Here is a 26,034-nt window from a genome sequence, read left to right as displayed (position 1 = left end):
GCTTGTGGTTGCGACCATCGGCTTGTATGTCTGACATCCAAATGGAAGCAGCCGCCGAGACCTCTGAATGCCCGTTGAAAAGTCTGAACTCAGCCGTTTTGAGCTTGGCCAATACTATGTGACCGGTCTTTTCCTGAAAGGCGTGATCAGTGCGATGCGGCTGTTACCCTACGAGCGGCGGATAGCAACCATGGGCGCGCTCATGCGCGCTCTGGCTCCTGTGGTCGGCTTTACAAAACGCGTAAGAACCAACCTCAAGCTGACCTGCCCGGAGCTGCCGGAAGAAGAGGTCAGCCGGATCTGCAAGGCAGTACCCGACAATGCCGGGCGCGCAATAATGGAGCATTTTTCGCCCGAAGGCTTCACCGAACGCCAAAGCCACGCCAAGATTTCTGGTCCTGGTATCGCCGCGTTTGACGACGCGGTTGCACAAGGCAAGCCGGTGATGATGATCACGGCGCATTTTGGGCATTACCTTGCCGCGCGGATAGCCCTACAAACCCGCAGCGGGCAACCCATTGGATGCCTGTATCGCCGTATGGCGAATCCGTACTTCAACGATATGTATGTCGATGCTTTCTACAAGACCGGCGCCCCGATGTTCGAACAGGGTCGCCGTGGTATGGTCGAAATGGTTCGCACGCTTAAGAAAGGCGGGATCATTGCGATTGTGTCCGATCTCCACGCGCATGGCGGTGAAGAGTTGACGTTTTTCGGAAAACCCGCTGTCACTTCGGTGCTGAATGCGGAATTGGCGATGAAATACAACGCCGTTTTGATCCCTTGCTATGCTGTACGCCAACCTAACGGTATTGATTTCGAAATCGTGCTGCACGACCCGGTCGAGCACACCGACCCAAGAACCATGACTCAGTTCACCAATGACGATCTTGAGGCCATGGTTCGCAGGAACATGGGTCAGTGGTTCTGGATTCACCGCCGGTGGAAAACCTGGAATGGGCTGGGTGTGCAGCCTGAGGACATGCCCTGATTACTTGACCTTAGCGGCCGCAACAATCGGGCCGTGTCCGGCCATCTGCACCAGAACGACCGCGGGCAAATCCGATGTCAGCTGCGCCGAAAACTGCTGCGGCGCGACCCCATCCCATTTCCCGGCCATCTGCCAGGCTTCGACCACATTGGCATAGTCAAGCTCATGCCCCGCCAGCTCTCCGCGACGGATCGAGGCATGGCGCATGGGTGAATACTGCACCACCCGCACGTCGTAGGTCCCGCCACCTGGCAGGTCGACTGGGGTGACATCCACAGTCACTTCGTTTCCAACACGTGCGGCCACGACCTCGGCCTCGGGCGCGGCGGTCAGATGGGCGTCGATGATCCGTTCAAGCTCTTGCGATTTCGCGCCGACAACATCTTGCTGACCGTTGATGACCATCTGCGGCGTGTAAATCATCGAGCGCCCCCCCCAACGGGCATAGGCCCGCTGGCGCAAGGTATGGTCGGGCTTGGCATATTCATCCTCCCAACCGATGTAATCCCAGTAATCCACATGCAGGGCCAGACCGATCACATCGTCGCGCTTGACCAGCTCGTGCATAAGCTTGTCGGCAGGCGGGCAGGACGAACAACCTTGTGAGGTGAACAGCTCGATCACGACCGGGTCGCTTTCGGCCGCTACAGGAGCGGTCAAAACAAGTGAAAGCAAAGAGGCAACGGCGGCGGTTCTGATCATATCTGACCTCGGGCTGATAACTATTATGTCTGGATGCGATAACCTGCGTGAATGGTGTACCATTCTTTGCGCTTCACCCACCAATCAAGGTTTCTTGAGAAACCGCAACAGAAGCCTCTTGAATTGCATACCACCGCATACAAGATAAATGGGAACGGTTTCCTGCGCCCAAACAGGAGACAATCATGCTACAGAAAACCCATAGCGAATCCCAATTTCCAAGTCATTTGAGAGGGAGGCCACCTGATGCCCATCAAAACCGGACAGGACACCGCCAAGACACGCCGCAGCCTAAGCGTGAATGGCAAGTCCATTGCCTATTATTCAATCCCTGCCGCGCAAGAGGCCGGGCTTGGCGATTTCTCGCGCTTGCCTGCCGCCCTGAAAGTGGTGCTGGAAAATATGCTGCGGTTCGAGGATGCGGGCTTTTCCGTCTCGGTCGATGACATTAAGGCGTTTGGCGAATGGGCCAGCAATGGCGGCAAAAACCCACGTGAGATCGCCTATCGTCCGGCCCGCGTATTGATGCAGGATTTCACCGGCGTTCCGGCGGTGGTCGATCTGGCCGCGATGCGCGACGGGATCAAGGGCTTGGGCGGTGACGCGCAAAAGATCAACCCGCTGAACCCGGTCGATCTGGTCATCGACCACTCGGTCATGATCGATGAATTCGGCAACCCGCGCGCGTTCCAGATGAATGTGGACCGTGAATATGAGCGGAACATGGAACGCTACCAGTTCCTGAAATGGGGGCAGTCCGCGTTCAACAACTTCCGCGTTGTGCCCCCCGGCACCGGCATCTGCCATCAGGTGAACCTGGAATATCTGGCCCAAACCGTCTGGACGGACACCGACCAGAACGGGGATGAGGTCGCCTACCCCGACACGCTGGTCGGCACTGACAGCCACACCACCATGGTTAACGGCATGGCCGTTTTGGGCTGGGGCGTCGGCGGGATCGAGGCTGAGGCGGCGATGTTGGGTCAGCCGATCTCGATGCTGATCCCCGAGGTTGTGGGCTTTGAACTGACCGGCGCAATGGTCGAAGGCACCACCGGCACCGATCTGGTGCTGAAGGTCGTGGAAATGCTGCGCGAAAAGGGCGTGGTGGGCAAATTCGTCGAATTCTTTGGCGAGGGTCTCGACCGTCTGCCGCTGGCCGACCGGGCGACCATTGCAAACATGGCCCCCGAATATGGCGCGACTTGTGGCTTCTTCCCGATCGACGGCGAGACCCTGCGCTATATGCGCAACACCGGCCGGGATGAGGACCGTCTGGCGCTGGTCGAAGCCTATGCCAAGGAAAACGGGTTCTGGCGGGATGAGAATTACAACCCGATCTACACCGATACTCTGAGCCTTGATATGGGCACCATCGTTCCGGCGATCTCGGGACCCAAACGACCGCAGGATTACGTCGCCCTGACCGACGCCAAATCCGCGTTCGAGCGTGAAATGGCCGAGACGTTCAAGCGCCCGATGGGCAAGGAAGTGCCCGTCAAAGGCGAAGACTACACGTTGGAATCGGGCAAGGTCGTGATCGCCTCGATCACCTCATGTACCAACACCTCGAACCCTTATGTGATGATCGGCGCAGGGCTTGTGGCCCGCAAGGCCGCCGCGTTGGGGTTGGACCGCAAGCCATGGGTCAAGACCTCGCTCGCGCCGGGGTCGCAGGTTGTGTCGGCCTATCTTGAGGCCGCCGGTCTGCAGGCCGATCTGGACAAGATCGGCTTTAACCTTGTGGGCTATGGCTGCACCACCTGCATCGGCAACTCGGGGCCCATCCAGAAAGAACTGTCCGAGGCTATTGCCGAGGGCGATCTGGTCGCCACCTCGGTCCTGTCGGGCAACCGCAACTTTGAGGGGCGGATTTCGCCGGATGTACGCGCCAACTATCTGGCGTCGCCGCCTCTGGTGGTGGTCTATGCGCTGGCGGGAACGATGGATATCGACCTGACTTCGGAACCGATCGGGCAGGACAAGGACGGCAATGACGTCTTCATGAAAGACATCTGGCCCACCCAAAGCGAGATTGCCGAGTTGGTCCAGCAAACTGTCACCCGCGAGGCGTTCCAATCGAAATATGCCGATGTCTTCAAAGGCGACGAGAAATGGCAAGACGTCGAGGTGCCCCAGCAGGAAACCTATGACTGGCCGCCCACATCGACCTATATCCAGAACCCGCCCTATTTTCAGGGCATGAGCCCCGAGCCGGGCACGATTTCAAACATCGACGGGGCCAAGGTGCTGCTGATCCTTGGCGATATGGTGACAACCGACCACATCTCGCCCGCCGGGTCATTTGCCACGCAGACGCCTGCGGGCAAATATCTGACCGACCGTCAGGTGCAACCGCGCGAGTTCAACTCCTACGGGTCGCGCCGGGGCAACCATGAGGTCATGATGCGCGGCACCTTCGCCAATATCCGCATCAAGAACGAGATGCTGGATGGCGTTGAAGGTGGCTATACCAAGGGGCCGGATGGGCAGCAGACCTCGGTCTATGAGGCGTCGATGGCCTATCAGGCCGAAGGTACGCCGCTGGTGGTGTTCGGCGGCGAGCAATATGGCGCAGGCTCCAGCCGCGACTGGGCGGCCAAGGGGACGGCTCTGCTGGGGGTGAAGGCGGTGATCGCCGAAAGCTTTGAGCGTATCCACCGCTCGAACCTTGTGGGGATGGGTGTTATTCCGCTGGAATTCACCGGCGGCGATACCCGCAAGTCGCTGGGTCTGACGGGGGATGAGACGGTCTCGATCACCGGGCTGGACAGTGTTGAGCCGCTGCAAGAGGTGCCCTGCACCATCACCTATGCAGACGGGTCCGAGAAGGCCATCACCCTGAAGTGCCGCATCGATACCGCGCCCGAGATCGAATACATCGAAAACGGCGGTGTGCTGCATTACGTGCTGCGGAATCTCGCCAAGGCGGGGTGATCTGAGGCCAGAGCTGAAAAGAGAAAGGACGCCTGCAGGCGTCCTTTTGTTTTGCGAGGCTCTGCCCCCGCTCCGAAGTGTTTTTGAGCAGAAGAAGGGGCGGGTTCTAGTTGGCTCCCGCCTTTTTCAATGCCGGGCGGATCGTACTTTCGATCACCCGTTGCGTGATCGGACCGGCAAAGCGCAGAATGATCGTACCCTCGCCGTCGATCACATAGGTTTCCGGCACGCCGTAGACGCCCCAGTCCAGCCCCATGCGGCCCTGTTCATCACGCCCAATTCCCGCATAGGGATCACCCAGTTCAGTCAGGAAGCCTTCGGCATTGTCCAACTGGTCCTTGTAGTTGATGCCGTAGACCGGGATGCCTTCGTCGGACAGCGCCTGCAGGTTCGGATGCTCAACCCGGCAGGGCGCACACCAACTGGCCCAATAGTTGACCAGCTTGACTTCACCATCGCGCAGGGTGGCATCGTCGAAATTTGGTTTGCCCTCGAACTGTGTCAATACAACCGGCGGTGCGGTTTGTCCTTCGCGGGCTGAGGGGAGCGCGTTTGGATCGTCGCGAAACATTCCTACGGCGGCGAGCACGGCGAACGCCCCAAAGATCAACGGCGGCGCAACCATCAGAGGTGAGATTTTAGCCATTGCGCGTCATCCTTTGCTCGACCTTCTCCATCTCGGCGCGGACTTTTCGGCCTCGCATCACGCTGAACACGATCAACGCGACCAGCAAAGCAATCGAGACGACATAGGACCACATCACCGTGTCGGCGTATTTTCCAAGATCAGGGATCATCCGTTTACCCTTTCCCGTGCCAGCAGCGCCTTGATCCGGCGCGCGCGGATTTCCGTACCCGTGCGATACAGCACCAGCGCAATGAACAGCAGGACAAACCCGATCATGCACAGAAGCAGCGGATAGAAATAGATATTGCTGACCTTTTCCTCGGTATCTGCACCGGTCACTGCGGCAGCCCGCATCACGGACGCACCCTGATGTAGCCCCTGATTCCAGAAATTCACCGCATAGCGGCTGAGGAGCGCAAAGACGGATCCCACTAGACATAGAACCGAGGTCAGATCGGCGGCGGTATCAGAGTCTTCGATCGCTTCCCACAGGGCGACGTAGCCCAGGTAGAACAGGAACAGGATCAGGAATGAGGTCAGGCGCGGGTCCCAGGCCCACCATGTGCCCCACATGGGCTGACCCCAAATCGCGCCCGTCGCCAGTGCGATCAGCGTCATGACGATGCCAATGGGCGCGGCCGCGCGGGCCGCCAGAGCACTGACATGGTGGCGACGCACCAGCCAGACCAGCGAGGTCGCCAGCATCATCAGCCAGCAATTGATCGCCATCAGCGCCGCCGGGACGTGCAGGTATATGATCTTGACGGTCGAGCCCTGTTTGTAATCATCGGGCGTGAAGAAGAACCCCCAGATTAGCCCCACCACGATGCAGGCGATGGACGTAATCCAGAAAAACGGCATCACACGTTCACTGGTGGCAAGGAACTTGCGCGGATTGGCGTATTCCCAGAGGGCGTTGGCTTTGGCTGCGATAGACATGGGCCTTATCTAGTCCGAGTCGGGCGTGTTCTCAATTGACCTCAGTCAAAGTTTGAGCACGTCACCGAAGGTTGATACGCAAAACGGCGGCGCTGGCAAACGGCAGCAACGCAATAGTGGCGGCAGTGATCCCCGCCAGCATGAGCAGTGGGGTCTGGGTTTCCATCCCCGTAGCGCCTCGGCGGGCCACTTCGGCGCCGAAGATCAGCGTGGGGACGTAAAGCGGCAGGACCAGCAGCGACAGCAGCAAACCGCCACGCTTCAGGCCGACGGTCAGGGCAGCGCCGAAGGTGCCGATGACGCTCATGGCCGGAGTGCCGATCAGCAGTGAGATCACAAGCCACGAGAACCCCGGCACCGGCAGGTTCAGCAGCACGCCCAGAAAAGGCGCGGCCAGAACCAGTGGCAGGCCGGTGGTCAGCCAATGGGCCAACGCCTTGATCGTCACCACCGATTCCAGTGGCAGTGGTGCCGTGGCCAGCAGGTCTAGCGAGCCGTCTTCCCAATCCAGCGCCAGCAGGCGGTCCAACGACAGCAGGCAGGCCAGCAGAGCGCCCAGCCACAGGATACCCGGCGCGATGGTCGAGAGCAGCGAGGATTGCGGCCCCACTGAGAACGGCACCAATACGGTCACAATCAGGAAGAAGGCTAGACCAAGGCCGAACCCGCCGCCCGCGCGCAGCGCCAGTTTCAGGTCACGCAACAGCAGGGCGATCACAGGAAACCTCCGTCGAAGTCGTCGATGGGTTTGGGTTTGGCCTTGTTGGGGCCGACATCCAGAACCTCTCCATCCAGGCCGAGGTTGATATGGGTGGCAATCAGGGCCGAGCCCCCCTGCCCCAGATGCGTGCGTACCGCGTCGGCGAACATTTTCACCGCGTTTTGGTCCAGCGAGACGGTGGGCTCGTCCAGCATCCAGATCGGCCGCCCCGTAACCAGCATCCGCGCCAGCCCCAAGCGTCGTTTCTGCCCAGCCGACAGGTTGCCTGCGTGGCGGTCGGCCAGATCATTCAGGGCAAAAGCGTCCAGCGCCATTTGTATGCCTTGCGTGCCAAAGACCGAGGCCCAGAAGTTAAGGTTCTCGACAACAGTCAACGTGGGTTTCAGCCCGTCGGAATGTGAGGCATAGGCAATCTGATCCTCGGCCCCTTCGATGCGGCCATGCAGCGGAGGTTGTAATCCGGCCAGCGTACGTAGAAGGGTTGTTTTGCCGATCCCATTGGGGCCGCGCAGGATCAGCGCTTTGCCGGCAGGCAGCGTAAAGCTGAGCCCTTCGAGCACGGGAATGCCGCCACGCGTAATGGCCAGATCGGTCACGGTCAGTGTCATATCGCTCGCTTAACGGATTGTGGGGACGGACAAAAGGTGGGAATTGCCGCAGAGCTTTAGCGGTGGCTTTGTGTGGTCAGGTCAGGAATGGGGGGCCAGCCCCTCACGCTCCCCGAGGAATTTATGGCCAGATGAAGGAGGATCCTTCAGACAGGGAGTGCGGCCAGCGCGATACGGCGACCCTCAGACAACAGCACATTGTAGGTGCGGCAGGCGGCCGGGGAATTCATGATCTCGACGCCGATGCCTGCGTCTTCGAGCGTGCGGCGCAGGGTGGCCGAGATATGGGTCAGCTCGGCACCGGTGCCGATGAACAGCACGTCGATATGATCGGCGAGGTTCAGCAGAGGTGTTTGGTCGTCATACCCGTTCCACCCGGTTGTTCCGCTTGGGCCGGTTAGAACCGGACCATCGTGGACCTGTCCGCCGATGCGAAAAAAGCCGGGGCCGTAGCCGTCTATCGGGGTGGCGTTGGTATAGGTGATCTCGTTCAATCGCATGGTGGGGTTTTAGCCCCAAAGTGGCAGGCCCGACAAGGCGGCAAGCGCAATCGCGACATATGCAGCCGCGCGGTAGAGCCGCTCGTATTCGGGGCGGAACAATTTCCCGCCCAGCCAGTTGCCGATCAGATTGGGTATGGCAAGCATGAGGCCCAGCAGCGCGGCCGCGAGGGTCACGCGGCCCATTCCGGTCAGATAGCCGAACAGCAGGAAGTCAAACGCGAACAGGAACAGAAGGATCGTGGCGCGGATGACGGCCACGGGCAGCGGACGGGACATGTAAAACAGGATCACGATGGGGCCTGGCAAGCCCGCGACTCCGCCCAGAAACCCTGCCGCGCAGCCGATCCCGGCCACCATCGCACGGCTGACAGGACCGTGATAGCGCAGGCCCAAGATCAAAATAGCCAACATCGCAAGGGCCAGCAGGCTGACCGCGTACCGAAACACATCCGGGTCAACTTGCGTCAGCACCCAAAGCCCAGCCGGTAAGATCAGCGCGCATCCAGCCACAAGGCGGATCAGATCGCCCCGCTCAACCTCGCGCCACGCACGACGCAGGTTGGGGAGCGGGCCGAAGATGTCCATGATGGTCAGCCCTATCAGCGCGCCGAACGGGCCCAGAATGGGCGTCGCGATAGGCAGGAAGATAAGGGCCGTGCCAAAGCCGGAAAAGCCGCGCACGAGGCCGCTGAGGAAGGCGGCGCATAAAAGGATGGCCAGCCCCACAGTGGACTGGCCGAAAAGATCAGGCGTCGACGTTTGCAAACTGGTTGCCCGCCGTATTCGACGGCTTGGACCAGTCGCGTTTGACCCCCAGCCACAGCAAGATGGTCGAGGCCACGAAGACCGAGGAATAGGTCCCCACGATCACGCCCCAGATCATCGCAAAGACAAAGCCGCGGATGACGTCTCCGCCCAGCACGTACAGCGAGATCAGCGCCAGCAGGGTTGTGACCGAGGTCATGACCGTCCGGCTGAGGGTCTCGTTGATTGAGATGTTCAGCACCTCTTTCAGGTCTTTCTTCTTGTACTTGCGCAGGTTTTCACGCACGCGGTCGAAGACAACCACAGTATCGTTCAGTGAATAACCCACGATGGTCAGCAGCGCCGCGATGATGGCCAGATCGAAGCGGATTTGCAGTTCCGAGAAAATACCGATGGTCAGGATCACGTCATGCACAAGCGCGGCTACCGCGCCCAAGGCGAACTGCCATTCGAAGCGCAGCCAGATATAGACAAGCACGGCCCCGATGGCGAGAACCACAGCGATTACGGCAGTCTGGATCAACTCACCCGAGACTTTGGGGCCGACGGATTCGACCGACACGAATTGAATATCGGGGGCTGCTGCCTTCAATGCCTCTTCCACAGCCGTTACCGTCGCGGCCGAGACCGCCTCGGCATCGGCCTGCGCCTGAATGCGGATCATGGCGACGTTTTCGTCTTCGCCAAAGGTTGGGTCGAAAATCTCGGTGATGGTGACATCGCCCAATTCCAGCGGCGCGATGGCGTCGCGATAGGCGCCGACGTCGATCTCCTGTGCGGATTGGGTGCGGATCGTGGTGCCGCCCCGGAAGTCGATGCCGAAGTTCAGACCTTGCAGCATGAAGGACGTGAAGGCCACGACCATCATCAGGCCGGAAATCCCCAGCCAGATCTTCCACCGGCTGAAGAAATCGAACGAGGTTTCCTGCGGGACAAGTTTCAGTCTCATGATCAAACCTCGATCGTTTTCGGGCGGCGGCGTTCGAACCACATCACGATCATCAGGCGCGTCACGAAGATCGCGGTGAAGACCGAGGTGAGGATACCCAGACCCAGAGTGATGGCAAAACCGCGCACCGGCCCGCTGCCCATGGCAAAGAGGATCGTCGCCGTGATGAATGTGGTGACGTTCGCGTCCAGAATGGCCGACAGTGCCTTTTCATAACCCAGTTCAATCGCACGCGCCGGACCTTTGGCGGATTTCAGTTCCTCGCGGATACGTTCAAAGATCAGCACGTTGGCATCCACTGCCATACCGACGGTCAGCACGATCCCCGCGATCCCCGGCAGAGTCAGCGTCGCCCCGATCAGTGATAGAAGACCAAACAGCAGCCCGACGTTCAGTATCAACGCAATATTGGCGAAGATACCGAACAGCCCATAGCTGAGCGCCATAAAGACCAGCACGGCCACAAAGGCCACGATGGTCGCCACTTTACCGGCGTCAATGCTATCTTGCCCCAGCTCTGGGCCGATGGTGCGCTCTTCCAGGAAGTCCAGCCCAGCAGGCAGCGCGCCTGCGCGCAGCAGGACGGCCAGATTGGTGCTTTCCTCGACGGTAAAATTACCGGTGATGATGCCCGACCCGCCCGGAATGTGGCTCTGGATCACAGGCGCCGAGATCACCTCATCATCCAGCACAATCGCAAACGGGGCGCCGATATTTTCCAGCGTATAGTCGCCGAATTTACGCGCGCCCGAGGTGTTGAACCGGAAGTTGACCGCCGGACGACCGTTCTGATCGAACGCGGGCTGGGCATCCACCAGCTCCTCACCCGTCACAACGGGGGCCGAGTCGATGATGTAATACACGCCCTCTTCGTCAATCGAGGGCACAACTTCCTGCCCGATACCCGGCGTTGCATCTGCGTCGGTGGTGCGACCGCCGACGGGGTTGAAGGTCAGTTGGGCGGTCGTGCCGATGATGTCCTTCAGCTCTCCCGCCGAGCCGATGCCTGGCACCTGAATCAGGATACGATCCGCGCCCTGGCGTTGAATCGTGGGCTCGCGGGTGCCGACCTCATCAATCCGGCGGCGGATGATCTCAAGCGATTGGCGCACGGTACGGTCGTCTGAGGCCAGCTTTTCGGCATCCGACAGTTGCACAACGATAGTGTCACCCTCGGCGCGGGCTTCGATATCCGTCGCGCCAACGCCCGAAAGCGTCTGGACCTGACGGGCCAAACCGCGCACGACCTCAAGAGCACGGGCCATCCCCTCGGGCTGGCTGATGCGCACGCGAATCTCGTCAGGGGCCGAGTCCTGACGGCGGATCGTGCCAACCGTAGCCCGCTCATCGCGCAAAGCGTCGCGGATTTCCGGCCACATGGCATCCATGCGGGATTCGTAGACGTCCTGAACCTTGACCTCGGCCAAAAGATGCGCGCCGCCGCGCAGGTCCAGCCCCAGATTGACCAGCGAGGACGGCAGCCAATTCGGCCACTGCGCCGCCTCGGTTTGCATGTCTGGGGTGTCGATGCCAAGCTCGATCGCGGCTTTGGCATCATTGGATTGCTCGACGCGCGTGTAGAACGCATTCGGCAGGGCCAAGAGCAGGCCGATCACGCAGACCGACCAGATCAGAACCCGCTTCCAGGTATCAATTTGCAGCATTACCCTGCCTTTTCAACGAGATATCGCGCGAAGTTACTTCGCCGGTTCGGTCTTGTTCAGAACCTGGGCGATGGTCGATTTGACGACGCGCACCTTTACGTTCTCGGCCAGTTCGACCTCGATCTCGTTCTCGCCTTCTTTAACCTTCGAAACTTTGCCGATCAGACCACCTTGGGTGACGACCTGATCGCCCCGGCGCACGGCCTCGACCATGGCCTGATGTTCCTTCATCTTTTTCTGCTGCGGACGGATCAGCAAGAAATACATGATCGCAAAGATCAGGATCAGCGGGAGAAACTGGGCGATTGCGCCACCTTCCATGGGATATTCCTTTTGGTTTTGTGTTTGCGGAAAGGCCCGCAAATTTTGCGAGAACCTATTCTTTGCACTGCCTGTTTGCAAGGAATGGCGTCGCAAGTTTTTGCGGGTATTGGATCATTATGATCACAGAATTGCTTCTTGGTTGCAGAAAGCGACTTTGAACACATGCGCGATCAGATATAGTTGGACGACAGGAGGCCTAATGTCGTCGCTTATACAATCACTTGCCGTATTCTTGCGCCTCTGGGCATGCATCGTTTGCACTGCGCTTTTTCCCTTTACCGCATTGGCGCAGGACGCGCCTGCCGAAGCCCCTGAGGTCGAGGAGGAATCGGAATCATTCAAGGCACCGGTGATTATCGACGGTGACATGCTATTTTTCCTGCGCGGCTCCAGCGCCCTGCCCGCACCCGAGCGCGCGGCAACCGTTCAAGACAACATCATTCAGGCGGCCGAAGCATCAGACAACGAGGACGTAAACGTCACTTATGAGGTGACGGATCTTGGCACCCGCATTCTGGTGGATGGCCTGGCAGTATCCATCGTGACCGAAGCTGATTCCGAGCTGGATCAGATGGAATTGGATGTCCTCAGCTTTTTGCATGGCCAAGCAATACATGATGCCATTGTTGCCTACCGGGCCAATCGAACCGAACGGGCCCGCGTGTCGGGTGCACTGGAGGCCATCGCCTGGACCGTGGGCTTTGCCCTTTTCATCGTAGTTATCCTATGGCTGCACCGTCGCATTCGCCGCAAAACCCTGCAATTTGTCACCAGACATCTGAAGGACGTGGAAACCGCCACGGCCAAAAGCGTCCAGGCCGAGGCGATCGCCGCGCTGGTGCGTTATGGTTTGAATTTCGTCCTGTTGGTCGTCTTTTTTCTGGGCTTCTACTACTACTTGTCCTTCGTCCTTCTGGCCTTTGCCGAAACGAGGTATTTCGCACAGCTTCTGCTGACCTACCTGACTGAACCTGTTCTGGTGATCTTTAGGGGTATCCTCAGCTACTTCCCTAACTTGATCATGCTGGGTCTAATCAGCTGGGTGACGCTTTACATCATTCGGGGCATGCGAGTGTTCTTTGACGCCGTCGAGGCCGGGTCATTCGATCTGGGGGATTTTGAAAAACACTGGGTGAGTCCAACTTTCAACATTGCACGCGTCATCGTCATCCTGATCGCGCTGGTCTTTGCCGTTCCTTACATTCCGGGATCAGATTCGGCTGCCTTTCAAGGCTTGACCATTCTTGTAGGCGCGATGCTGTCACTAGGTGCGAACTCGGTCGTGTCGAACATGCTGGCCGGGCTCTTCGTGATTTACCGCCGCTCGACCTCAATCGGCGACCGTATCCAGATCGGTGATCACATTGGTGACGTGGTTCAGATCAAGCTGATGGAGACACATCTGAAATCCATCAAGAATGAGCTGATCTCGATCCCCAACGCGCAGCTGATGAACTCGGACGTGGTGAATTTCTCTAAGAAAACCGATGGCAGCGGGCTGCTGCTGCACACCACTGTCGGCATCGGATATGAGGAACCGCCCGAAAAGGTCGAGGCCATGCTGATCGAGGCCGCCCGCCGCACCAAAGGGATCAAGGCCAAGCCCGAACCCTTTGTTTTGTGGACCGCTTTGGCCGATTACGCAATCAACTACCAGATCAACGGCTATACCACGCGGGGCAGCATCATTCCCAAAATTCGCTCGGACCTACACCGCAATATCGTGGCCGTGTTCAACGAGAACGGCGTGCAGATCATGACGCCCGCTTACATGGCCGATCCACCCGAGCCCAAGATCCCGGTCGGGGAATGGGATGGCCATCTGGCGCATGAAGCACACGAGGGTGCGGATAAAGCGTAACCGGTGCTACACCCTGCGGTTCAGATGGTGCATAAGCGGTTTCAGTGATTCACGCATTCAAGGATCTGAGACATGCACGACATCCGCGCCATTCGCGAAAATCCCGCCGCCTTCGACGCCGCCCTTGCGCGCCGTGGGGACGCGCCGGTGTCGTCAGCTATCCTTGAACTTGATGAACGTCGACGTTCCAAAATTCTGGCCGCTGAGACAGCGCAGGCAGAACAGAACAAAGCCAGTAAAGAAGTTGGTGCCGCCAAAGGGCGCGGTGACGAGGCAGAGTTCGAACGTCTGCGCGCGCTCGTGGCCGAGAAAAAAGCCACAGTCGCGGACCTTCAGGAGAATGCACGCGATCTGAACAATGCACTGAGCGACGCATTGTCAGTGATTCCCAACCTGCCCGCCGAAGATGTGCCCGAAGGCGCGGATGAAAACGACAATGTCGAGGTCAACCGCTGGGGCACCCCGCGCGAACTGGACTTTGCACCGAAAGAGCATTTCGAAATCGAATCCGTTCAGCACGGCATGGATTTCGAGACCGCCGCCAAACTCTCTGGCTCGCGTTTTGTACTGCTGTCCGGCGGCGTCGCCCGCATCCACCGCGCGTTGGCGCAGTTCATGCTGGACACGCATATCAACGAAAACGAACTGACCGAGGTGAACGGCCCCGTACTGGTTCTGTCGGAAATGATGCAGGGCACCGGCCAATTGCCGAAATTCGGAGAGGACAGCTATCAGACCCGCGAAGGCTGGTGGCTGATCCCGACGTCCGAGGTCTCGCTGACCAATATCGTCAACGACACGATGATCGAGGAAAGCTATCTGCCCCGCCGCTATACCGCGCATTCCCTGTGCTTCCGGTCCGAGGCCGGTTCGGCAGGCAAGGACACCCGCGGTATGCTGCGCCAGCACCAGTTCGAAAAGGTCGAGATGGTCTCGGTCACGCATCCGGACAATTCGGACGACGAGCAGAAACGCATGCTGCGCTGCGCCGAGGGCATTCTGGAGAAGCTGGGCGTGCCCTATCGCACCGTTATCCTGTGCACCGGCGACATGGGCTTTGGCGCGCGCCGCACCTATGACATCGAAGCGTGGCTGCCCGGTCAGAACACGTATCGTGAGATCAGCTCGGTTTCGACCTGTGGTGATTTTCAGGCCCGCCGCATGAACGCACGATTCCGTCCCGAAGGCGGCGGTAAGCCGGAATATGTTCACACGCTGAACGGTTCGGGCCTGGCGGTCGGGCGTTGCCTGATTGCGGTGCTGGAAAACGGGCAGAACGCCGATGGCACCGTCACCCTGCCCGAGGTGCTCTCCCCCTATCTAGGCGGCAAGCTGACGCTGCAAACGGACGGCACACTGGCATAAGAAAACCGGCGCGCCGCAGCCGCCGGTTACAACAAAATCAAAGGGCGAAGAGGTCTTACTTCTTCGCCTTTTTCTTATCCTTTTTCTTGCTGCTTTTCTTGTCATCTTTTTTCTTACTGTCTTTGGCTTTGTCGTCCTTTTTGGACTTTTTGCCCTTCTTCGTCTTGGCCTTCACCTTATCCTTGGCTTTCGAGAAGACGGCCTCCATTTCGGCCCGTTTCTTCGCCGCCTTTTCAGCCTTGGCCTTAGCTTTGGCTTTTTTCTTTGCCTTTGCTTCGGCAGCTTCTGCTGCTGCTTTCTCTTCGGCCGCTTTACGCGCAGCCTCTTGCGCACGTTTTTCGGCGGCGGCAGCGGCCACGGTCTTGCGCGCCGCAGGTTTACGCGTGGCCGGTTTGCGTGCAGCCGTCCGACGTGCTGCAGGTTTTGCAGTTGGTTTGGCTGCAGGGTTGGACGATACCGCGTCTTTCGCGGCGGCAATCAACAAAGGAGCGCGCGCCGCCCCAATTCGCGGGACCTTGACCAGATCAGCGGGCTTTGCCTTGGCAATGGCTTCGGCTGTCTTGAAGCCATTGGCTACAAGCGCTTTTCCCAACGCTTCGCCTACACCTTTGACATTAGTCACTGCGGTCATTCTTTGTCCTTTCTTCATCACCCAAGAAATTGTATATACACAGAATATACAATTCGCAAGCGATATAATCTATAGGCTAGCTGCTATGGGCCAGATTTGTTGTCCGCGTCTTCTTTGGGAACGGTACCAGTCGTTTGGCATCCTCGTCCCACAGCTTGAGGTTCAGTGCCGCGACGGCCTCGGGGAACTTGATCCGGCGGGGCGTATACTCGGCAGGAAGGTTATAGTGGCATTCGCGCAGCCGATAGGATGGGATCCGCGCATTGAAATGATGGATGTCGTGCAACGTGATGCAAGCGACAGCATTGTCGAACCACCAGCCGAAATCCAGCGCAGAGGAACCGTGCAAAGCTGCCAGCTTGGGGTCAAGGTCGGGACGGCGGTCCCAGTAGGTGTCCTCGAAATTGTGCTGGAGGTACACGAGGAACACACCCAGCATCCCGCCCAGAAATGAGAACACAATCCATACCAAAATGCCGGTACCGCCAGCGATGAGGTAAAGCAGACCCAGAAATACGACGATCGAAAGGTTGTGCAGTACCACACCCGCCACCCCAAACCGGACAGTGTTTTTGGGCCAGCGATAACGAATGAAATAGGTAAACAACGCACCTACTGGAACCAGAATGAACGGATTGCGATAAAGGCGATAGAAAAAACGCGTTTTCCAGTCTGCCTCATTCCATTCACGCAGGGTCATGGTGTGGATTTCCCCTGTTTCGCGATGTTCCAGATTGCCTATGCCCGAGTGGTGAAGGTTATGGTTCTGCTTCATCACTTCAAAAGGGGCAAATGTGAAGGGGGACAGCCCGTGCCCCGCCCACTCGTTTTGCTGGCGCGTCTCGAACAGTGAGTGATGTCCGCAATCATGCTGCAAGACGTAAAGCCGCACAGCTGAGAAGGCAAAAACAATTCCGGCAGGGATCATGATGAACCATTGATCCACATATGCAATCGCCAGCGCCAGCGACGTAAAATAAACGGCAAAAGTTCCAAAGTAACTCAGCGCAGCCAGCCGGTTGTCCTGGACTGCGTATTGCCGTGTGTATTCCCTAAGATCCATCCAGCCCGCCCCTCACGATGGCCCGGTTCAATATCAATTTGAAATTAGGTGCGGAATCTCCGCATGCAACCCGTGCGTGCAAAAACAGATGCACGCGCTTGAATGCTAGCGCGCAGTTCGAAGCATGTCACGCCCTACCGCCGAAAATGCTGAAAATTGGCGCAGTTACGCGCGACCTTTGAGATGCTTGGCCAAAGCACCGGCGTTTTTCTTGCGCCGTCCCTTGTAGGGGTTTTTGTCACCCTGCCCGCGCAGCGTCAGACGGATCGGCGTACCGGGCATGTCAAAATCCTCTCGCAGCCCATTGACCAGATAGCGGTTATAGCTTTCGGGCATCTTGTCAGGGTGCGAACACATCACCACAAACCCCGGCGGGCGGGTTTTGGCCTGTGTCATATAGCGCAGTTTGATTCGGCGACCTTGGGGCGCTGGCGGCGGGTGCTGCTCCAGCATTGCGGTCAGCCACCGGTTCAGCGCCGCAGTCGGAACACGGCGGTTCCAAACATCATGGGCCCGCAGGATGGCAGCGCGCAAGCGCTCCAGCCCCCTGCCTGTTTTCGCAGACACGGTGATCAGAGGCGCACCGCGCAACTGCGGCAGCAAGCGTTCGAACGATTCCTTGAGGTCGCGCAGTTTCTCCTGCTTGTCCTCTTCGATGTCCCATTTGTTCACCGCGATGACGACGGCGCGTCCCTCGCGCTCGGCCAGATCGGCAATGCGGAGGTCTTGCTGTTCAAATGGAATCGCTGCGTCCAGCAGAACCACCACGACCTCGGCGAATTTCACTGCGCGTAGGCCGTCCGATACGGATAGCTTTTCCAGCTTTTCCTGAACTTTTGCCTTTTTGCGCATACCCGCCGTGTCGAAAATCCGCATCGGCGTGCTGTCGCCATCCGGATCGGCCCAGTCAATTCGCAGACTGATCGCGTCGCGGGTAATCCCGGCCTCGGGGCCTGTCAGCAAACGGTCCTCGCCCATGATCTTATTGATCAACGTGGATTTACCGGCATTCGGGCGACCTACTACGGCCACCTGCAACGGCTTGGCCGCAGTGATCAGAGGCGTTTCGCCCTCACCATCCTCATCCAGTTCGATATCGATTTCCGGCGCCTCATCCTGCGCCTGCTCTTCGGCCGCGTCGGCCAAAGGCATCAGCTGAGTATAAAGGTCCGTCATCCCCTCGCCGTGCTCACCCGACAAGCGGACGGGTTCACCAAGGCCAAGGTTATACGCTTCAAGAACCCCGGCATCCGCGGCCGAGCCTTCGGCCTTGTTCGCTGCAAGGATCACATGTTTCGAACGTTTGCGTAGGATATCCGCGAAAAGCTCATCGGTCGGTGTCACGCCAACCCGCGCGTCGATCATGAAAAGGCAGACATCCGCCATGTCCACCGCACGCTCGGTCAGACGGCGCATCCGGCCCTGCAAGCTGTCATCGGTCGCGTCCTCAAGCCCGGCGGTGTCGATCACGGTAAAGCGCAGATCGGCCAGACGCCCCTCGCCCTCGCGCAGGTCTCGCGTCACGCCGGGCTGGTCGTCGACCAAGGCCAGACGTTTGCCCACAAGGCGATTGAACAGGGTGGATTTGCCCACATTGGGGCGCCCCACGATGGCGAGGGTCAGCGACATGATACCAAACTTTCAAGACTCAGACGCGCCCTTTAGCGCATCTTTGCGTCAACGGAAAGCGTGTAGATCACCTTTGGTCGATACGACATACAGCGTCTGCCCCGCCACAACCGGCGCCGTCGTCGCCCCGCCAGGCACTTCCACACGGTTTAACAGCGTCCCGTCAACGGGACTGAAGAACCGTACAAAACCGTCGTTCGAGGCAACGACAATGCGCCCCCCAGCCAGAATGGGCCCATAATGCGCAACGATCGGTCCTCGGCGATTGGGCTTGTCCTTGACAAAACCCGGCAGATCCCGCGCCCAGATGACCGACCCATCGGACGAGTCCAGACGCACCAACTGGCTGCGGTCGCTGATCTGAAACAGGCTTCCGCCAACCGGCCATACAGTGTCAATTGCACCTTCATCGGCGGTCCATTTCCGCTCGCCCGATCCGATCTCGAACGCCACAGTCCGGCCCGAGTGGTTGCCAATATAGATAGTGTCCCCGGCCACCATCGGCCCTCCGGTCACATCGACGATCTGGGCCGCCGCCCGTCCACGACGCCCTCCGGCGACCGAAGCATTCCAGCGACGAATTCCGCCCTTGCGAAAAGTAGCAGCCACATCGCCGGACCCAAATGCAAACACCGCAAAATCCTGCGCGATCACAGGGGCCGGAGCCCCCAGAACATTACCCACGCTCGGTGTGCCTTGAATCTGCCAGGCAATGCGTCCGTTGCTGGTATCCACGGCCCAACCTGTTTCGTCCCCTGCGACCAGATAGAGCAGCCCATCGTTGACAAGTGGCGCGCCACTTCCTGTCGCGTTCAAGCGCTTTTGCCAGCGGATTGCCCCAGTCTTGCCATCCAGTGCTGTCAGACGGCCAAACCCGGACGACACATAAAGCACCCCGTTCGCATACGCCATTCCGCCGCCGGTTGCGTCCTCGTCACCATCATTTGCGGGAATAAGGTTCGTGCTCCAAGCTTTCTGACCCTGGGTCGAGGTCGCGGTAACATTAGCCTCGGAATCCAGGGTGTAGATCAAGCCGCCTGCGACGACGGGCTCTGCTGTGATCCGCTGTTTGCGCGAATCCCCTTTCCCAATCGACGCCGACCAAACCCGTTGAGGGGTCGCACGCAGTTGCGGGTGCGTTGTACGATAGGCAACAGTGCCAGGACTTTGCGACCAATTGGCGTTGGCCTGTTGTGCCGGCAGGCTGATCGGTTTCGATCCGCGTGTTTCAACTGCTTCATTGTCCGAGGCTGGACGAATATCCTCGCGGACGCCGGGAAGGATGACCTGAGGTTCTTCACATGCCGCCAAAAGCGTGACAGAGGCCAATGCGACCGACACTCCAACGCGAGAAAAGAGACTTGTTACCATGATGATCCGAACTCGTCTGTCAGTGTTGTTTGCGCCGCGGGTCAGCCCTGGCGGGCCACCAAGGGTTCCGGTACGCCCCCAAGGGCCACAATCAGTTGCGCAGCGCGCTGCTGCAGGTCAACACCGATCTCGGCATCTTGCCGCAGTGTCTGTAACCGTGCGATAGCCGCATCGGTGTTGCCCTCGGCGACATCTATCAGCGCCAGTTGTTCTTCAGCCAGCAACCGCAGCGGTGCACCGGGCGCAGCCAGCGCCTCGAATTGTTGGCGGCGGTCGGCTGCGGGCATCGTATCGCTTTGCAACAGAAGCGCTTTGAAGGCAGCAATCGCACGGTAGATTTCTGGCAGGTCCCCCTGAACCGCAATCGTGTTCAGGCTATCCACTGCATCCTGCTCGGATCCGGCTTCAACCTGTGATGCGGACAGAAGCATGTTTACAACAGCGTCACCACCCGGCGAGGCACTCTCGACTGCCGCAAGATCAGTCGCGCGTTCACCCGAGTCGTTCTTGGCCAGCGCCGCAAGAATCGCGTCACCTAAGTCCTGAGCCTGCGAAGTTGCCCGCGATTTGCGGATTTCGTTGAACGCAGCACCGCCGACGATAAGAACCACAAGCAGGACACCAATCCATCCCCACCGGCGCAACAGCAGATAAAGGCGGTCTCGGCGCACCTCTTCGGTCACCTCATCAATAAAACTGTCGACGTCGCTCATCCCTGCCCTCCGGGCTGTGTCAGTGGTCTATGGCGCCATGTCATACCCCGGCACCCTTGCCAAGCCAAGGGCCGGAATTCGCACATTTTCACCCTATCCCGTCAGGGTTGCGCAAAAATGTGAACCAAACTATTCAGTTCAGCGTAGAAAAGGTACATAATCAGGCCCACATTTATGCCTGAGCGCCGAAGAAATCTTGGCGGAGAATTCTGGGAGAAATTCTACATGCGTTTGATTTCACTGGTAAATGCCTTGCTCGTTGTCGTCGCGCTGTTTCTGCTCGTCTTCGAACGCGACGCCCTTTTCGCTTTGGCAGGCCGTGCGGAAGCCGACGAAAATGTCGTTTCTGACGCACAAGGTGAGGCTGTTTCGGGGGCTTCTCAGGCCGTCGTCGGCGTGGTTGCCGTTAGGTCATCCGCACGCGAAATTGACAGTGCTGTTCTGCTGCGTGGGCAGACGAAAGCCAACCGGCAGGTCGAAGTTCTGGCCGAAACAACCTCGACCGTGATCTCAGATCCCAAACGCAAAGGCAGCTTTGTGAAAGCCGGAGACTTGTTGTGTGAACTCGATCCGGGCACACGCCCAGCCAGTTTGGCCGAGGCCATGGCAGGCAAGCTGGAGGCTGAAAGCCGTATCCCCGAAGCCGAAGCCCGTCTGGAAGAGGCGCACGCCCTGGTCGCAGAGGCCGAGATCAACCTGACCGCCGCCGAGCGCCTGTCTGAAACCGGGTTCGGCTCGGAAACACGCAAAATTTCAAGCCAGGCGGCCATGCGCACAGCCGAGGCAGGGATCAAGACCGCCGAGGCTGGGCTTGAGGCGACACGCGCAGGCATTGAAGCCGCCATCGCCGAAGTCGAAGCCGCGCGGCGCGAAATTGATCGTCAGACCATTGAGGCACCTTTTGACGGCCTGCTGGAAAGCGATACGGCTGAACTGGGTAGTCTCATGCAACCGGGGTCTTTGTGTGCGACCGTGATCCAGCTGGACCCAATCAAGCTGGTTGGGTTTGTCCCCGAAGCCGAGGTCAACCGTGTGATTGTCGGGTCCGAGGCGTCGGCCACATTAGTGACCGGTCTAGAAGTCGCCGGACGCGTCACATTTCTTAGCCGATCGGCCGATGAAACCACGCGAACCTTCGAAGTTGAAGTTACCGTTCCCAACCCCGATCTTTCGATCCGCGACGGTCAGACTGCGGATATCCGCATTGCCGCCGAAGGCGCCAAGGCCCATCTGCTACCGCAATCGGCCCTGACCCTGAACCACGAAGGAAAAGTGGGTATACGGACGATCGGCAGTGGCAACGTGGTCGACTTCAAGCCTGTCAGTCTGCTGCGCGACTCGTCAGAGGGCGTGTGGTTGGGTGGGTTGCCCGAAACCGTTGACGTGATTGTTGTTGGTCAGGAATTCGTAACCAGCGGTGTGACGGTTGAGCCTACATACAAGGAACCCTCCGAATGACCGGTATCGTCAGTTGGGCCGCTGGCCGGGCCCGCATGGTCCTGGCCTTTATCGCGATCTCGCTGGTGATCGGTGGTTTTGCCTATGTTGGCCTGCCCAAGGAAGGCGAGCCGGACATCGAAATCCCTGCCCTGTTCGTTTCGGTTCAGTTTCCGGGTATCTCGGCCGAAGACTCTGAGAACCTTCTGGTCAAACCGATGGAGACCGAACTGGCCGACCTGGACGGCCTGAAAGAGATGACCTCGACGGCGGCAGAAAGCTATGCCGGGGTCGCGCTCGAGTTCGACTTTGGCTGGGACAAGACAGCCATCATGGCCGATGTGCGCGACGCGATGAACAGCGCTCAGGCCGAGTTTCCTGACGGGGCCGAACAGTATTCCCTGACCGAGATCAACTTTTCCGAATTCCCGATCGTGATCGTCAACCTGACCGGAGCAGTCCCTGAACGCACGATGGCGCGCGTTGCCAAGGATTTGCAGGACGATCTTGAGGCCATGGATTCGGTTCTGGAAGCCGGCATTGCGGGCAACCGGGACGAACTGCTTGAGGTCATCATCGACCCGTTGCGGCTTGAGGCTTATGACGTCACGGCCGCTGAATTGATCAACGTCGTCCAGAATAACAACCAACTGATTGCAGCCGGTGAGGTCGAAACCGAACAAGGTACCTTCGCGGTCAAGATTCCTTCATCGTTCAAAACGGCTCAGGACGTGTATGACCTGCCGGTCAAGGTGAACGGCGATCGCGTCGTCACGATGGGAGAGCTGGCGCAGATCAACTATACGTTCGAGGATCGCGAAGGCACTGCCCGGTTCAACAGCGAATCCACCGTCGCCTTGCAGGTGGTCAAGCGCAAGGGCTTTAACCTGATCGACACGGTTGAAGACGTCAAAAAGACCATTGCCGAGGCCCGCACCAAATGGCCCCCCGAGATGCAGGCCGCGATCCAGCTTGGCACATCGAACGACCAAAGCCGCATCGTCGGATCAATGGTCAGCCAGCTCGAAGGCTCGGTCCTGACGGCGATTGCACTGGTTATGATCGTGGTGCTGGCCGCATTGGGTACACGTGCAGCCCTGCTGGTCGGGTTCGCCATTCCGACCTCGTTCCTTTTGTGTTTCGCCTTTCTTGCAGTCATGGGTGTCAGCATCTCAAACATCGTTATGTTTGGTCTGATCCTTGCGGTGGGCATGCTGGTCGACGGCGCGATCGTTGTCGTGGAATATGCAGACAAACGCATCAAGGACGGCGTCGGGCCAATGCACGCCTATGTCGAAGCCGCCCAGCGGATGTTCTGGCCCATCGTGTCCTCGACCGCGACAACGCTGTGTGCGTTTCTGCCCATGCTGTTTTGGCCCGGCGTACCGGGTGAGTTCATGGGCATGCTTCCGGTAACCCTGATCTTTGTTCTGTCAGCCTCACTAATCGTTGCCCTGATCTACCTCCCCGTCATGGGCGGTGTTTCGGGTCGCCTGAGCCGTATGTTTGACCGCGCCTCGCACTGGCTACGTGCGCGGTTCTCGTGGAACATGCGCGCGCTGATGGTGCCGCCCGCCCTTCTACTGATGTTCTTGGGCGCGATGCAGATGTTGAATCCAGCCTTCCTGATCCCTGCGGGTGGCCTTTTGTTGGGCGCGGTTCTGTTCATCCTCGGAGCTTTTGCCGGTTCTATCACGCTGAGCGCGATCAAGATCGAGCGCGCTCCGGATCCGCATGTGCATACTGTGCGCGAACACACTCAGTTCGGGCACTTCATCAAGTTTCTGGTTGGCAACCCGATCATGCCGGTCGTTTCCATCGTCGTCGTTGCCATCCTGGTGATGGCGGTCATCACCGCCTACGGCAATAACAACCGCGGGGTCGAGTTCTTTGTAGAAAGCGAGCCGGAACAGGCCACGGCCTATGTCCGCGCACGGGGCAATATCTCGTTGGCGGAAAAAGACGAGATGGTGCTGGCCGCCGAGCAAATCATTGGAGCCCATCCTGCGGTCATCAATGTGTTTTCGTTCGCAGGTGAAGGGGGGCTGGATCAGAACAACGGTGGAGCTCAGGCACCGGCCGACACGATCGGTCGCGTACAGTTCGAGATCATCCCATGGGAGGACCGCCCTACCCTGTCCGAGCCGATCCTCTTTGGCCTTTTGGACCGCCAGACGATCGCTCCGGAATATGACGGTGACTTCGTTCTGGACCAGTTGAATGCGGAACTGGCGACGTTGCCTGGGATCGTGGTGGAAATCCTGCCCTTGGAACAAGGCCCGGCTTCGGCCAAACCGGTGCACCTGCGCCTCAAGGGCGACAACCGAGAGCAGCTGACAGCCGCCACGACCGCCGCGCGGGCGGTGTTCGATGAAACTCCCGGCCTGATCAAGATCGAGGACACCCTGCCACTGCCGGGTATCGACTGGCAGATTGACGTCGACGTCGCAAAAGCGGGCCGGTTTGGCGCAGATGTAGCGACCGTAGGAGCGATGGTGCAACTGGTTACGCGGGGCCTGTTGCTGGGAGAAATGCGCCCCGAAACGGTCGATGAAGAGATCGAGATCCGTGTCCGCCTGCCCGATGAAGATCGCGTCTTGTCGACGCTGGATACTCTGAAAGTCCGGACAGCCGACGGACTGGTCCCGCTTTCCAACTTTGTCACCCGCCAGCCGGTTGCAAAACTGGCCGAGATCAACCGTGTCGACCAGCAGCGATACTTCGATGTGAAGGCGGATGTGGAACCGGGCCTCAGCAAGGTTACAACTCAGGCCGCTGACGGCACCTCCACAAGGTTGGCCATGCTGCGACAGGTCGCTGAAGACGCGACTGCAACTGATCTCAGCCTGACTGGCACCAACGGTGTTGAATACGATGTTGTGTTGCTGACCGGGTCCGAGGACGTGGGCGCTGTTCAGGCGTTGATCGACGAAGGGTCCGCGTCAATCTCGCCGGTGAACCCCAACGAACGCATTGCAGTGCTGACAGAATGGCTGGACACGAACCCCTTTGGTCCGGCGATCTCTTGGGAATGGACGGGCGACCAAGAGGAACAGGCCGAATCCGGTGCTTTCCTTGCCAATGCTTTCTTGGGTGCGCTGGGTTTGATGTTTGTGATCCTGTTGGCGCAATTCAACAGCTTCTACAACTCGGTACTGGTGCTGTTGGCGGTGGTGCTGTCGACCACCGGAGTGTTGCTGGGCATGATGGTGATGCAGCAGCCCTTCTCGATCATCATGACGGGAACGGGGATCGTGGCTTTGGCCGGGATCGTGGTGAACAACAATATTGTTCTGATTGACACTTATCAGGAATACAGCCGCTACATGCCTCGGATCGAGGCGATCATCCGCACCGCCGAGGCCCGTATTCGCCCGGTTCTGCTAACCACCCTGACCACTATGGCAGGTCTGACCCCGATGATGTTCGGCCTGTCGCTGGACTTTATCAACGGCGGTTATTCCATCGACAGCCCGACTGCACTGTGGTGGAAGCAACTTGCAACAGCCGTAGTCTTTGGTTTGGGAATTGCAACCATCCTGACCCTGATCGTCACGCCATCATTCCTAGCCCTGCGCGTCTGGGTTTCGACCTATGCAGTGTTGCTTGCGAAACTTGTGGTCCGTGCGTCCAGCGGTCAGTCCAGCCAGGTCGCCCAGGACATGGAGACCGACAAGGCTGCACTTGAAGCACAATCGGCCGAAGTGATCTGGGACGACAAACCCGAAGACCCGCACAAGGACACTCCACCGGGGTCACCTCTTAGGGCCGCTGAGTAATACATCGGGGTCGGCAGTGCCGGCCCCGCTTCTTTACAGGCGCGTCCAGGATTGATGAGCGCAGATATGATGCTCGCAGCCCTTCACCCGCAAAGTATCGCCCTCAAGCGTCATCTGCGGAACGGCATCCACGTCAATCAGGGGAACCCAGAATTCGCCCCCTCCGTATTTGCCATTGCCTTCGCTGGTCACATCCCAAAACAGTTTCTTACCGATGTTGGGCGTCTGAACCTCTTTGCCCGAAGCGTTATACGCCGACAGGATTTGCCCGCAAAACGCATTGCCACACGCGGTGATCTTGATGTGAGATGTCAGGTTCTTGCGATCCGGCTCGGTCTTCCAGACGCCTATGATCGGGTCATCTCCGGCCCAAGCTGCACTGCATGTCAGCGTTGCCACGCAAACACAGAAGATCCACGAAAACTGACGCATTCCAACACCTCCGGAGAATATC

At 58.8% G+C, this 26,034-nt stretch carries 23 protein-coding genes; 6 read left to right on the top strand and 17 right to left on the bottom strand.

Annotation, left to right across the window (positions count from 1 at the left end; translation table 11 throughout):
- Positions 1-67: 67 nt before the first annotated feature.
- Positions 68-991, top strand: a complete 924-nt coding sequence (locus J7380_RS02315) for a lysophospholipid acyltransferase family protein (protein WP_209194308.1) — start codon at positions 68-70, stop codon at positions 989-991.
- Here the strand turns inward: J7380_RS02315 and J7380_RS02310 are convergent, their stop codons facing one another.
- Complete coding sequence (locus J7380_RS02310) at positions 992-1,693, bottom strand: DUF1223 domain-containing protein (RefSeq protein WP_170354549.1); 702 nt, start codon at positions 1,691-1,693, stop codon at positions 992-994.
- A gap of 246 nt (positions 1,694-1,939) precedes the next feature.
- On the opposite strand from J7380_RS02310, the gene acnA reads away from it, so the two are divergent.
- Positions 1,940-4,630 carry an aconitate hydratase AcnA gene (acnA, locus tag J7380_RS02305; protein WP_209194307.1) on the top strand — a complete coding sequence of 897 codons (2,691 nt, stop codon included), beginning with the start codon at positions 1,940-1,942 and terminating at the stop codon, positions 4,628-4,630.
- Between the two features lie 106 nt (positions 4,631-4,736).
- On the opposite strand, the gene J7380_RS02300 is transcribed toward acnA, so the two are convergent.
- The 10 genes from J7380_RS02300 to yajC all read right to left on the bottom strand — a co-directional run bounded on the left by J7380_RS02300 (position 4,737) and on the right by yajC (position 11,728).
- On the bottom strand, positions 4,737-5,276 hold the full coding sequence (locus J7380_RS02300) for a DsbE family thiol:disulfide interchange protein (protein WP_209194306.1): 540 nt from the start codon (positions 5,274-5,276) through the stop codon (positions 4,737-4,739).
- Positions 5,269-5,427: a heme exporter protein CcmD gene (gene ccmD, locus J7380_RS02295; RefSeq protein ID WP_170354552.1), complete on the bottom strand. Its 159-nt coding sequence runs from the start codon at positions 5,425-5,427 to the stop codon at positions 5,269-5,271. The genes J7380_RS02300 and ccmD overlap by 8 nt, the downstream gene beginning before the upstream one ends.
- The gene (locus J7380_RS02290) at positions 5,424-6,197 is read right to left on the bottom strand and encodes a heme ABC transporter permease (RefSeq protein ID WP_209194305.1); all 774 of its coding nucleotides are present in this window, start codon (positions 6,195-6,197) and stop codon (positions 5,424-5,426) included. The genes ccmD and J7380_RS02290 overlap by 4 nt, the downstream gene beginning before the upstream one ends.
- Before the next feature lie 61 nt (positions 6,198-6,258).
- Positions 6,259-6,915 (bottom strand): heme exporter protein CcmB, encoded by a 657-nt coding sequence (gene ccmB, locus J7380_RS02285; protein WP_170354554.1) that lies wholly within the window; start codon positions 6,913-6,915, stop codon positions 6,259-6,261.
- A complete protein-coding gene (gene ccmA / locus J7380_RS02280) occupies positions 6,912-7,526 on the bottom strand; it encodes a heme ABC exporter ATP-binding protein CcmA (protein WP_209194304.1) in 615 nt (204 codons plus the stop codon). The genes ccmB and ccmA overlap by 4 nt, the downstream gene beginning before the upstream one ends.
- 146 nt (positions 7,527-7,672) lie before the next feature.
- Positions 7,673-8,026 carry an Mth938-like domain-containing protein gene (locus J7380_RS02275; RefSeq protein ID WP_209194303.1) on the bottom strand — a complete coding sequence of 118 codons (354 nt, stop codon included), beginning with the start codon at positions 8,024-8,026 and terminating at the stop codon, positions 7,673-7,675.
- Positions 8,027-8,035: 9 nt separating this feature from the next.
- Positions 8,036-8,794, bottom strand: coding sequence for a TSUP family transporter (locus J7380_RS02270; protein ID WP_209194302.1), 759 nt, complete (start codon positions 8,792-8,794; stop codon positions 8,036-8,038).
- Positions 8,775-9,743, bottom strand: coding sequence for a protein translocase subunit SecF (secF, locus tag J7380_RS02265; protein WP_209194301.1), 969 nt, complete (start codon positions 9,741-9,743; stop codon positions 8,775-8,777). The genes J7380_RS02270 and secF overlap by 20 nt, the downstream gene beginning before the upstream one ends.
- Positions 9,744-9,745: 2 nt before the next feature.
- Positions 9,746-11,407: a protein translocase subunit SecD gene (secD, locus tag J7380_RS02260; protein WP_209194300.1), complete on the bottom strand. Its 1,662-nt coding sequence runs from the start codon at positions 11,405-11,407 to the stop codon at positions 9,746-9,748.
- A gap of 33 nt (positions 11,408-11,440) precedes the next feature.
- Entirely contained in the window at positions 11,441-11,728 is a 288-nt protein-coding gene (yajC, locus tag J7380_RS02255; RefSeq protein WP_170325331.1) for a preprotein translocase subunit YajC, read from the bottom strand.
- 202 nt (positions 11,729-11,930) lie between these two features.
- Here yajC and J7380_RS02250 point away from each other — a divergent pair, with 202 nt between their 5' ends.
- Positions 11,931-13,592: a mechanosensitive ion channel family protein gene (locus tag J7380_RS02250; RefSeq protein ID WP_209194299.1), complete on the top strand. Its 1,662-nt coding sequence runs from the start codon at positions 11,931-11,933 to the stop codon at positions 13,590-13,592.
- A gap of 72 nt (positions 13,593-13,664) precedes the next feature.
- Positions 13,665-14,957: a serine--tRNA ligase gene (gene serS / locus J7380_RS02245; RefSeq protein WP_209194298.1), complete on the top strand. Its 1,293-nt coding sequence runs from the start codon at positions 13,665-13,667 to the stop codon at positions 14,955-14,957.
- 55 nt (positions 14,958-15,012) lie between these two features.
- On the opposite strand, the gene J7380_RS02240 is transcribed toward serS, so the two are convergent.
- The 5 genes from J7380_RS02240 to J7380_RS02220 all read right to left on the bottom strand — a co-directional run bounded on the left by J7380_RS02240 (position 15,013) and on the right by J7380_RS02220 (position 20,364).
- Positions 15,013-15,588: a helix-hairpin-helix domain-containing protein gene (locus J7380_RS02240; protein ID WP_209194297.1), complete on the bottom strand. Its 576-nt coding sequence runs from the start codon at positions 15,586-15,588 to the stop codon at positions 15,013-15,015.
- 76 nt (positions 15,589-15,664) lie between these two features.
- Complete coding sequence (locus J7380_RS02235) at positions 15,665-16,651, bottom strand: fatty acid desaturase (protein ID WP_209194296.1); 987 nt, start codon at positions 16,649-16,651, stop codon at positions 15,665-15,667.
- Between the two features lie 165 nt (positions 16,652-16,816).
- Complete coding sequence (gene der, locus J7380_RS02230) at positions 16,817-18,280, bottom strand: ribosome biogenesis GTPase Der (protein WP_209194295.1); 1,464 nt, start codon at positions 18,278-18,280, stop codon at positions 16,817-16,819.
- A gap of 48 nt (positions 18,281-18,328) precedes the next feature.
- Complete coding sequence (locus J7380_RS02225) at positions 18,329-19,651, bottom strand: PQQ-like beta-propeller repeat protein (protein WP_209194294.1); 1,323 nt, start codon at positions 19,649-19,651, stop codon at positions 18,329-18,331.
- A gap of 41 nt (positions 19,652-19,692) precedes the next feature.
- Complete coding sequence (locus tag J7380_RS02220; RefSeq protein WP_209194293.1) at positions 19,693-20,364, bottom strand: hypothetical protein; 672 nt, start codon at positions 20,362-20,364, stop codon at positions 19,693-19,695.
- A gap of 225 nt (positions 20,365-20,589) precedes the next feature.
- Here J7380_RS02220 and J7380_RS02215 point away from each other — a divergent pair, with 225 nt between their 5' ends.
- Together J7380_RS02215 and J7380_RS02210 are read left to right on the top strand one after the other, a co-directional pair.
- Complete coding sequence (locus J7380_RS02215; RefSeq protein ID WP_209194292.1) at positions 20,590-21,822, top strand: efflux RND transporter periplasmic adaptor subunit; 1,233 nt, start codon at positions 20,590-20,592, stop codon at positions 21,820-21,822.
- Positions 21,819-25,580, top strand: a complete 3,762-nt coding sequence (locus J7380_RS02210) for an efflux RND transporter permease subunit (RefSeq protein WP_209194291.1) — start codon at positions 21,819-21,821, stop codon at positions 25,578-25,580. Before J7380_RS02215 ends, J7380_RS02210 begins: the two co-directional genes overlap by 4 nt.
- Before the next feature lie 33 nt (positions 25,581-25,613).
- Here the strand turns inward: J7380_RS02210 and J7380_RS02205 are convergent, their stop codons facing one another.
- A complete protein-coding gene (locus J7380_RS02205; RefSeq protein WP_209194290.1) occupies positions 25,614-26,012 on the bottom strand; it encodes a DUF2147 domain-containing protein in 399 nt (132 codons plus the stop codon).
- Between the last annotated feature and the right edge of the window lie 22 nt (positions 26,013-26,034).

The organism is Ruegeria sp. R8_1 (genome assembly GCF_017743815.1).
Lineage (GTDB): Bacteria > Pseudomonadota > Alphaproteobacteria > Rhodobacterales > Rhodobacteraceae > Ruegeria > Ruegeria lacuscaerulensis_A.
The sequence above is the reverse complement of the archived record's forward strand: the minus strand, read 5'-3'. Positions and strand labels throughout refer to the sequence as shown.